The organism is Mesorhizobium sp. M4B.F.Ca.ET.017.02.2.1 (assembly GCF_003998955.1).
GTDB lineage: Bacteria > Pseudomonadota > Alphaproteobacteria > Rhizobiales > Rhizobiaceae > Mesorhizobium > Mesorhizobium abyssinicae.
Genome location: NZ_RZOF01000301.1, coordinates 1 through 7,721 on the forward strand (window position 1 = coordinate 1; position 7,721 = coordinate 7,721).

8 protein-coding genes are annotated in these 7,721 nt (G+C 64.6%); 7 read left to right on the forward strand and 1 reads right to left on the reverse strand.

Translation table 11 applies throughout. The features are described 5' to 3' along the window. The 4 genes from EN738_RS26810 to EN738_RS26825 form a co-directional block, all read left to right on the forward strand. On the forward strand, window positions 1–1,126 hold a 1,126-nt coding region (locus EN738_RS26810; RefSeq protein WP_145966939.1), incomplete at its 5' end, for an ATP-binding cassette domain-containing protein. Next, a complete protein-coding gene (locus EN738_RS26815) occupies window positions 1,123–2,136 on the forward strand; it encodes an ABC transporter permease (protein WP_127286329.1) in 1,014 nt (337 codons plus the stop codon). The genes EN738_RS26810 and EN738_RS26815, both read left to right, overlap by 4 nt. 166 nt (window positions 2,137–2,302) lie before the next feature. Further along, a complete protein-coding gene (locus tag EN738_RS26820; protein WP_127286330.1) occupies window positions 2,303–3,385 on the forward strand; it encodes a sialidase family protein in 1,083 nt (360 codons plus the stop codon). A gap of 5 nt (window positions 3,386–3,390) precedes the next feature. Beyond that, entirely contained in the window at window positions 3,391–3,684 is a 294-nt protein-coding gene (locus tag EN738_RS26825) for a MoaD/ThiS family protein (protein ID WP_127286331.1), read from the forward strand. A gap of 75 nt (window positions 3,685–3,759) precedes the next feature. Here EN738_RS26825 and EN738_RS26830 read toward each other — a convergent pair whose 3' ends face one another. Then, the gene (locus EN738_RS26830; protein WP_127286332.1) at window positions 3,760–4,803 is read right to left on the reverse strand and encodes a substrate-binding domain-containing protein; all 1,044 of its coding nucleotides are present in this window, start codon (window positions 4,801–4,803) and stop codon (window positions 3,760–3,762) included. Between the two features lie 577 nt (window positions 4,804–5,380). Between EN738_RS26830 and EN738_RS26835 the strand changes: the two genes are divergently transcribed. The 3 genes from EN738_RS26835 to EN738_RS26845 all read left to right on the forward strand — a co-directional run bounded on the left by EN738_RS26835 (window position 5,381) and on the right by EN738_RS26845 (window position 7,630). Continuing rightward, window positions 5,381–6,019: a PAS domain-containing protein gene (locus EN738_RS26835; RefSeq protein ID WP_127286333.1), complete on the forward strand. Its 639-nt coding sequence runs from the start codon at window positions 5,381–5,383 to the stop codon at window positions 6,017–6,019. A 126-nt stretch (window positions 6,020–6,145) separates the two neighbouring features. Then, window positions 6,146–6,763 (forward strand): PilZ domain-containing protein, encoded by a 618-nt coding sequence (locus tag EN738_RS26840; protein ID WP_127286334.1) that lies wholly within the window; start codon window positions 6,146–6,148, stop codon window positions 6,761–6,763. Window positions 6,764–7,024: 261 nt separating this feature from the next. Then, window positions 7,025–7,630: a transglutaminase-like cysteine peptidase gene (locus EN738_RS26845; RefSeq protein ID WP_127286335.1), complete on the forward strand. Its 606-nt coding sequence runs from the start codon at window positions 7,025–7,027 to the stop codon at window positions 7,628–7,630. Window positions 7,631–7,721: the final 91 nt, after the last annotated feature.

Genomic DNA, 7,721 nt, shown 5'->3' on the forward strand with positions numbered 1-7,721 from the left:
GATCGATCTCGACCTGCCGCTCGACCGCGACTTCGTCGATTTGCGCCCAGCCGATCGGCAGTTGATCGCCATCGCCCGCGCCGTCGCGGCGAGCGCCTCCTTGCTGATCCTCGACGAGCCGACATCGAGCCTGTCGGCCACCGAAGCCGAGCGGCTGTTCGCCGTCATCAAGCGGTTGCGCGACAGCGGCATGGCGATCCTCTACATTTCACACCGGCTCGGCGACCTCGCTGCGATCGCCGATCGCGCCGTCGTCATGCGCGGTGGCCGCATCGTCGGCGCTTTTGCCAGGCCGATCGACTTCCCGGCGGCGGTTGCCGCTATGATCGGCCGGCCGCTGGAGGCCGGCACCCATCGTGGCGAGGCGTCGACCGCACCCGTGGTCCTGTCAGTCAAGGGCGCCAGGCTGGTCGCGGGCGCCGCACCTTTCGACCTCGAACTCCGCTCAGGCGAGGTCGTCGCCATCACCGGCACGCTTGGCTCCGGCAAGAGCCGGCTGCTGCGCGCCCTTTTCGGCCTTGAAACCCTTGCCGAAGGCACTTTCGGGCTTGATGGGAAACCCTGGCTTTCGAGCGGGCCAAGACAGTCGATCGAGAACGGCGTGTTCATGGTCGCTGAGGATCGCTGGCAATCCTCGCTGCTGCCTCCGGAAGTTCCCGGCGCCTCCATCGCCGGCACCATCGCCCTGCCGCATCTGAAACGCTGGTTTCCGGGAGGGCTGCTCAGGACCAAGCGCGAGCGCAAGGTCGCCGCCGAGGCGATCGCACGGCTCGGCATCAAGGCGCGCGGTCCGGAAGACACGCTCGACGAGCTTTCCGGCGGCAACCAGCAGAAGGTCGTGCTCGCCCGCTGGCAGGCGGCGCCTTGTCGGCTGCTCCTGCTCGACGAGCCGTTCCAGGGCGTCGATGTCGGCGCTCGCGCCGACCTGATCGCCGCCATCCGCGGCAGCCAGAGCGGCTCGGCCACGCTGATCGCGACCAGCGACACCGAGGAAGCGCTGGAAGTCGCCGACCGCATCCTCGTCATGCGCAACCATTCCCTTCATGCGGCCGAAGACGGCCATGGCCCGCTCAGCGACCGGATCGACAGGGTCGAGGGCGAGGAGACCGCCGGAGACCCGAGATGACCGAATTGACGACAACGCAAGCCGCCCCGCGTCCCTCGCTTCTGCGCGAGATCCGCCGATACGCGCTCTTCGCGCTGCTTGCCCTGATGGTCATCGGCTTCTGGTATGTGCAGCCCGCCTTCATCCGCTCGGCCAATCTGTTCTCCATCCTGCAGGCGGTTTCGGTGGTCGCGATCCTCGGCGTCGGCGTGTCGATCACCATGGCGGCGGATGGCTTCGATCTCTCGGTCGGCAGCGTCGCCGCCTCCTCGGTGATGGCGGCAAGCTATGCCATGGTCGTGTGGCAGATGGAGGCCGCCGAAACGATGGCGCTTGTCCTGCTGATGGGCGCTCTGATCGGCCTCGCCAACGGGCTGCTGATCATCCGCGTCGGCGTGCCGGATCTTCTCGCGACGCTGGCGACCATGTTCCTGCTGGCCGGCCTGCAGCTGATCCCGACCGGCGGCCGCTCGATCACCGCCGGCATGGTGCTTCCCGACGGCTCGACGGTGCCCGGCGCCTACGATCCTGCCTTCCTGATCCTCGGACGCTCGCGGCTCCTCGACCTCGTTCCGCTGTCCGTCGTGGCGATGGCGCTCGTCGCCCTCGTCGCCTGGTTCCTGATGGAGCGCACGCGCTGGGGGCGCGTCTTCTATGCCATCGGCGGCAACGAGACGGCCGCGCACCTCTCCGGCGCGCCGACCAAGGCGTACCGCCTCTCCGCCTATGTCATTTCGGGCACGCTGGCATCGCTCGGCGGCCTGATCGTTGCCTCGCGCGTCGGCCGCGGCGACGTCTCGGCCGGCAACTCGCTGCTGCTAGACGCCGTCGCGGCCTCGCTGATCGGCTATGCCGTGCTCGACAAGCGCCGCCCGCATGTGATCGGCACGGTCGTCGGCGCGATCTTCGTCGGCGTGCTCTTGAACGGCCTCACCATGCTGAACGCGCCCTACTACACGCAGGATTTCGTCAAGGGCGTCGTGCTGGTCGGCGCGCTGGCGGCGACCTTCGGCCTCGGAAAGAAGCGCTGAGAGCAATTCCAGGAAAAGTGTGTTTGCGGTTTTCGTCCGTAATTGCGGCGGCATATCTTCTCAGCTTGGCCTCGACGGGTTTAGACTGCAAAAAATTCTCTGATCCTGTCGGCTAGGCCCGCGCTCCGCCGTCCTTGATGGTAGCTATGCGAACGGGAGGAGAAAAATGCCGGAAAAAGTCCTGGTCCTGATCGGCACGAAAAAAGGCGCCTTCATCGCCGAGAGCGACGGCAAGCGCGGGTCTTGGAAGCTGCGCGGTCCGTTCTGCGAACACTGGCCGATGAACCATGTCGTCGGCGACCCTAATACCGGCGCGATCTACGGCGCCGGCGGCAATGAGTGGTTCGGGCCGGCGGTCTGGAAGTCGGACGACCTTGGCGAGACCTGGACGCATTCCAGCGAGGGCTTGGCCTATGAAGCCGGCGAGGAACCGATCAAGGCGGTGTGGAGCCTCGCAAGGCGCAACGGCAGCCTCTATGCCGGCGTGCAGCCGGCCGGCCTGTTTCGCTCCGATGACGACGGCGTCACCTGGAGCCACATCGAGGGCCTGCAGCGTCACCCGAGCCGCAAGGACTGGAACCCGGGCGGCGCCGGCCTCATCCTCCATTCCATCGTCACGCACCCAAAAGACGAGGAGCAGATCTGGGTAGGCATCTCGTCCGCAGGCGTGTTCTACACCTGGGACGGTGGCAAGACGTGGGAGCCGCGCAACCGCGGCACCCGCGCCGACTTCCTGCCCGAAGGACAAAACTATCCAGAGTTCGGCCAGTGCGTGCACTGCCTGGTGATGGCGCCCGGCAAGCCCGATCGGCTCTACCAGCAGAACCATTGCGGCATGTACCGCTCCGACGACGGCGGCAAGAGCTGGCAGAGCATCGAGAAGGGCCTTCCCTCGACGTTCGGATTTCCCGCGGCCACGCATCCGCGCGACGCCGACACGCTGTTCCTTCTGCCGCTCAACGGCGACAGTGCCGGCCGCTACGTGCCGGACGCGAAGGCGGCGGTCTGGAAGACCGAGGATGCGGGCGCCACCTGGTTGGACGAGCGCAAGGGCCTGCCACAGGAGAACTGCTATGCGGGCGTGTTGCGGCAGGCTATGGCGACCGACAGCCTCGAGCCGGCCGGCGTCTATTTCGGCACCAGCGGCGGCTCGCTTTTCGCCAGTGCCGATGAAGGCGAAACCTGGTCGGAGATCGCTCAGCATCTGCCCGCGATCCTGTCCGTCGAGGCGATGGTGGTGAGCGAGTAACGCAAATGTCGAACGCCACCGCCCGCAATGTGCCCCTGGTCGTCGCGCGGCTCCCGGGCGTGCTCATCGACCTGTTTCCTGGCGCGCCGCGCCGGGTCGAACTGCCGGCCTCCACCGTGAAGGAAATGATTGACGGGCTGGACGCGCGCTGGCCCGGCATGCGCGACCGTATCTGCGATTCCCGCCCCGCGATCCGCCGCCACATGAACGTCTTTCTCGATGGTGAAAGGGCAACCCTGGAAACCAGGTTAGCGCCCGGCACCGAGGTTTTTGTCCTGACGGCCATCAGCGGCGGCTAGACGCACAGGGTTGCCCAAGCCTTCGGGCAATTTCTCCTCTCCCGCGCGGCAAGCGAGGGAGAGGAGAAGCGAAGATCAGTTGGTTGGAATCCAGCTGGCGGCGGCCGCGTCGCTCTGGCCGAAGGCGGGAAGCTTGGCATCGAGATCCTCGACCGTCTTGATGCCGTTCTTGCGCAGTTCCTCCTGCGTCAGCAGCACCGGCTTGACGACGATGCTGTGTCCCGGATCCTCGCCGGCGACCAGCTTGGCCGCGGCCCGCACCGAAACCGCGCCGACGACAGCCGGATTGGTGGCGGCGGTGGCGACCCACGGGCTTCCTTCCGCGGTGATCTCCGTGATGTCGGCTGTAGACACGTCGGCCGAGTAGATCTTCACCTTGCCGGAGATGCCGAGTTCGTCGGTGGCGAGTTTCACGCCGCGCGCGAACTCGTCATAGGGAGCGAAGACGACGCTGATATCGGGATTGGCCTGGAAGGCCGCCTTGGTCTGATCGGCGGTCGACACCGCGGTCGTGTCGTTGACCGTTCCCCAGCGCGCCTTCTCGACGATGCCGGGATTGGCCTTCTTGGTCTTGTCCCAGATCTCGTTGCGGCGGTCGAGCGGCGCGAAGCCGGCGACATAGACGTATCCCGCCAGGAACGACGTGCCGTTGTCCTTGAGCGCCTGGCCGAGCGCCGCCTTGGCAAGCTCGTGATCGGACTGTTCGACCTGCGGGATTTTGGGATTGTCGAGATTGACGTCGAAGGCGACGACCTTGATGCCGGCATCGAGCGCCTTTTGCGCAACGTCCTTCAGCGCCTCGGGCTGGCCGTGGTCGATGATGATGGCCTGCACGCCGAGATTGATCGCCTGCTCGATCTGATCGCGCTGCGCGGCGGCGTCCTGCCGGCCGGAAAAGATCTGCAGGTCGATGTCGAGCGCTTTCGCCTGTTTCGTCGCGCCGGCCTGATAGGCCTGGAAGAAATCACCAGCGGAGATGAAGGTGACGAGCGCCACCTTTACGCCGCCCTTGTCGAAGGGCACCGGAGCACCGGCGATCCCCGCAGCGGACGCCGCACCGACTGGCACGGCGCAAGCGAGCAGGCCGGCGGCGAATAGTCCTAGAATGGAAGTCTTCATGAGAAATTCCCCGTGAATACGCCGACAAGGCACGTCTCCGGACTGCGGGATCGCCGCCGTCGCGCCTCGATGTGCGAATTCGCGAAAGGTACAGCGGCGGCGGAGCCGCCCGGAACGCAGATTTTTCTCTTTCCAAGCGTGCGATTGGCAAATGTTGCTGTTGCCAGTCACGGTGTCCGGGGATCGCGCTACGAGCCTGCGCTCGAGGCGTCTGGCTGTTGCGGCCGCTGGAGAGCTTCCCGCCCGCTCGTGCCGCGAATCGCTGCATGCGCGAATCAAAAAGAAGCCGTCCAAGGTCCCCCCTTGAACGGCCGGTCGAGCCCCCTGCTCCCCTGAAACTCTTAACTGAAGTGCTGCCGATCGTCGCGAAACGACCGCTTCTGGAGTGGTTTTGGTGTGCCACAGGCAGGGTTCGGCGGCAACGTAAACCACTTGTTAACCTTAACGTCCCCGACCCGTGAACAAGTGTTAACGATGCTGGCACGCATCCTGCTCCGCAACGCATGTAGTCATCGGAGGGCGCCCTGTCTGTTCGCCGATGGGACATGAAAAGACAGATTGCGCGAAAGAGCACACAATGAACCAGAACGGATCGATCACGCTGTTCCAATATTGGAACCAGCTGCGTGATGGGCGCCCCGCCCCGAAGCGTTCGGAAGTGGAGCCCGCCGACATCAAGTCGCTTTTGGCCGACACATTCATCCTGGAAAGGGATACGCGCGGCGAAGCCGTGTTCCGGCTGGCCGGGACGAGGCTTTGCGCCGGCTATGGCCGCGAGCTCAAGGGGTTTTCCTTCCCCTCGCTGTGGCGCGAGAAGGACCAACGGCTCGTCTCGCGGCTGGTCCACGGCGTCTTCGAGCAGAAGTCCGTGGTCCTGATCACCTATGAGGGCTTTAGCCGCAACGGCCGTTCCAACAAGTTCGAGCTGCTTGCGCTGCCGCTCGACGGGGGCGTCGAGAATCCGCGCTGCCTTGGCGTCATCAGCGCCGCCGAAAGACCATTCTGGCTCGGCGCCGATCCGATCACCGACGCGCTGATCGACTCGATCCGCGTCGTCGATCCGGACAAGGAGCCGATGTTCCTGAAGAACCGGCCGGCGATCAACGTTCCCTCGCTTGTTCCGTCCGAATTCGACCCGCCAGAAACGTTTTCTGCGCTCGGCCGCGCACGTCGCATCCGTCATCTGGTCGTGTTCGAGGGCGGGCGCGGCGAATAGCCGAATCCGTCTCCGGATCGAGCGCAAAGGGCTCGGCTTTTCCCCTTTGTTAACCTGCTTTGCTGTAGTTTTGCGGGTGAAATTCCTCGCATCGACGCGCGGAATGCCAACGGGGTGTAGGCAGTCATGAGGTCAACGGCGGTCGACTACGCGCCGTCCCGCGCCGAAAGGCGTAACTTTCAGCGCGTCCGGGTCAAGATCTATGGGCGCTTCATGCTGGAGGACCGCACCGAGCACCCGTGCCAGGTGATCGACATGTCGCCGGGCAATGTGGCGCTGCGGACCGAGCGGGTCGGCATGCCTGGCGAGAAGGTCATCGCCTATATCGACCACATCGGCCGCGTCGAGGGCATCGTGACCCGCACCTCGCAGGACGGTTTCGCCATGACCGTCATCGCCTCGGATCGCAAGAAGGACAAGCTCGCCGCGCAGCTGACCTGGCTTGCCAACAAGCACGAGCTCGACCTACCGGAAGACCGCCGCCACGAACGCGTCGCGCCGCGCAACCCGATGAGCGTGCTTCAGCTCACCGACGGGCGCCAGTACCAGTGCCGCATCATCGACCTGTCGCTCTCGGGCGCGGCGGTCGAGATCGACGTCAAGCCGGCGATCGGCGTGCAGATCATGCTGGGCACGATGCGCGGCCAGGTGGTGCGTCATTTCGAGGATGGCGTCGCCGTCGAATTCGCCGTCATCCAGCGGCCGGAAACACTGGATTCCGAATTCAACACGCCGCGCGCCTGACGAACGGCACGCGACCAACAACCGAACCGGCCCGTAGCGGCCGGTTTTTGTTTTTCACCCGTCCCCGCACCCGCCGGCGCCCGTTAACGAACATCGACCATTCGGCGCAATGCCGCCCTTAACAAGGCCGCCAGAATTTTAGATCAAGCTAATTCAAATTTTATGCTTATTCTATTGGGGTTTTACTCAATGTCTACTTCGGGTTTTTGCGTCAAATAAATCCGACTGTGGGATGGTCTCCTCGAACGGGGAGACTAAGCAATGAAAAAGACGAGGGGCAAGCTATTGCTCATGGCAATAGCGATGCAGCTTTCCGCTTGGGGAACGGCATATGCGGGACCGGCCTTCATGCACACGGGCGGCCGCACCACGCAGCCGGTCGGCCATTATGAATTCTGCCAGAAGCTGCCGCAGGAATGCAACGAACGCACGCCGAAGCAGGCGCCGATCGAACTGACGCGCAAGCTGTGGGCAGCGATCGTCAACATCAACAATTCGGTCAACACCAGGATCACGCCGCGCACCGACATGGAAATGTGGGGCAAGGAAGAGGTCTGGTCCTACCCCGACAGCGGTTTTGGCGACTGCGAGGACTATGCGCTGGAAAAGCGCCGCGAGCTGATGGACATCGGCGTGCCTGCCGGCGCCCTGCTGATGACGGTGGCGCGCCAGCCGAATGGCGACGGCCACGCGGTGCTCACCGTGCGCACCAGTCTCGGCGAGTTCATCCTCGACAATCTGCAGCCCAAGGTGATGGCCTGGACCGACACCCCCTACACCTACCTCAAGCGCCAATCGACGGAGAATTCGGGCGTTTGGGTGACGATCAATGACGGCCGCGAGGACGCGGTCGCCAGCGTCCGCTAAGGCGCCAATGCATGCCGTCCCGTGGGGGAATTTGGGGCGACGGCATGCATGAACAAGTTAAGCGCGTCGCCCTCATGCGACGTGCTTAGGG